This window comes from Synechococcus sp. WC101, from assembly GCF_047461555.1.
Classification (GTDB): domain Bacteria; phylum Cyanobacteriota; class Cyanobacteriia; order Thermostichales; family Thermostichaceae; genus Thermostichus.
The window spans coordinates 1-1491 of the sequence record NZ_JANSHG010000289.1 but is presented as its reverse complement, the minus strand read 5'-3'; the positions used below and the strand labels follow the sequence as shown (position 1 = coordinate 1491).

2 protein-coding genes are annotated in these 1491 nt (G+C 62.0%); both read right to left on the bottom strand.

Features of this window, described 5'->3' with window-relative positions:
- Positions 1–202: 202 nt before the first annotated feature.
- On the bottom strand, positions 203–955 hold the full coding sequence (locus NW809_RS12550; protein ID WP_414402295.1) for a 5'-methylthioadenosine/adenosylhomocysteine nucleosidase: 753 nt from the start codon (positions 953–955) through the stop codon (positions 203–205).
- 28 nt (positions 956–983) lie between these two features.
- Positions 984–1331: a (2Fe-2S)-binding protein gene (locus NW809_RS12545; RefSeq protein WP_099812050.1), complete on the bottom strand. Its 348-nt coding sequence runs from the start codon at positions 1329–1331 to the stop codon at positions 984–986.
- Positions 1332–1491: the final 160 nt, after the last annotated feature.

Genomic DNA, 1491 nt, shown 5'->3' with positions numbered 1-1491 from the left:
TCCTGGTTTACCAGTCCGTTGAAGCAGCAACTCCGAGAAGTGATTCTCGGAAGCTCCCGTCTACAGCCCGTCAGGGCCTAGCGGGAGAGGATGTCACCTTGGCCGCCCGCGCCGGGGCAGGAGCTAGCTTACAGACAGGGAGTAATCTGACCTCTGTTGGCAGGCGTCGCTTCCTCCCCACGGCTAGCCGCGCTGCGTTTTTCTAAGGAGGGGGAGGCAAGCTCTGTAGAACGCTGTGAACCACCGCTGCCGAGTTGAGAGCCGCTGTCTGAAAAAAAGTTAGGAAATCGGTATCGCTCCCTATGTCGCTAACCGATCGGACCAGCAGACAAGGGATCCCAGCTTCTTGCGCCACCCGTACCACCGCCGCTCCTTCCATTTCCACGACCAGGGCTCCGGTGCGCTCGCGAATTTGATGCCGGAGCTTGGCGTCGGCCACAAATACATCGCCCGTGGCCACCAGGCCTTGGTGGATGACCGGCTGCCGCCCCTGCAGCGGGTGAAGAGGGATCCGCTCCCCTTGGGCCACGATCAGGTCGTAAAGGGCACTATCGGCCTCCGCTAGAGGATGGCGCAACTCAGGGATAAAGTCGATCCCCAAGACAAAGCCTTCGGGCCGTCCGGTGCCGAAATCGTGCTCGATGGCGGCATGGGCCAGCACCACATCCCCCATCTGCAGGTGATCGGCCAAGGCGCCGGCCACGCCGGTAAAGATAATGCCCCGCAAAGGGAAGTGGGCCACCAACAGGGCTGCCGTAGTTGCCGCTCGCACCTTGCCCACCCCCCCTTGAACTACCACCACCGGCTGTCCGGCCAGGGATCCCCGATGGAACTGCCGCCCCAGATGGGTATGGACAGAGTTGATCTCCATTGCTTGGGTGAGCATGGCCACTTCTTCCGGCAGGGCCCCCAAAATGCCGACAGCCTTTTGGGAGGGGTGGGATGGAGTTTCCATAGGGCTTCCCTTAGGTTTTTGAGAATCCTCAGGTTTGAGAGGCGGGCGGGATCCGCTGTCCCCACAGGCCTGGCCATTTGGTGACTTTGAGATCTCCCAGCACCTGCACCTGACAGGCCAAGCGCAGCCCGTTGCCGTCCTGGGCCGCCGCCGTGGACGGGAGTTGGTGGGGTGGCAAAGACAGGCGGGCCCGTTCTCGCCAGCCCATAGGGGAAACAGCCCCTTCGATTTGTACGGCACAGGTGCCCAGACCGCGGCAGTTGAGGATAGGAGCCGGCGGGTTGTAGAGCGGGATCCCGGCTTGCAGCAGCACCTGGCGCAGGTTGGCGCCCGCCTCATAAGCGAGGGTGCGTCCTTGAACGTCAGGCTGGGGCATAGGTAACCTTCCCAACCGCGAACAGTTCTATTCTGGCCTGAGCCGGATCCGGCAGCATGGCAGGTAGGTGGCAGGGCTAGGCAGTATAGTTAAGGTGGTTAGACAGGGAGTAGGGGAAAGACCATGGTCTACAGCGAGCCGCTCATCGACCGTTCTCCAG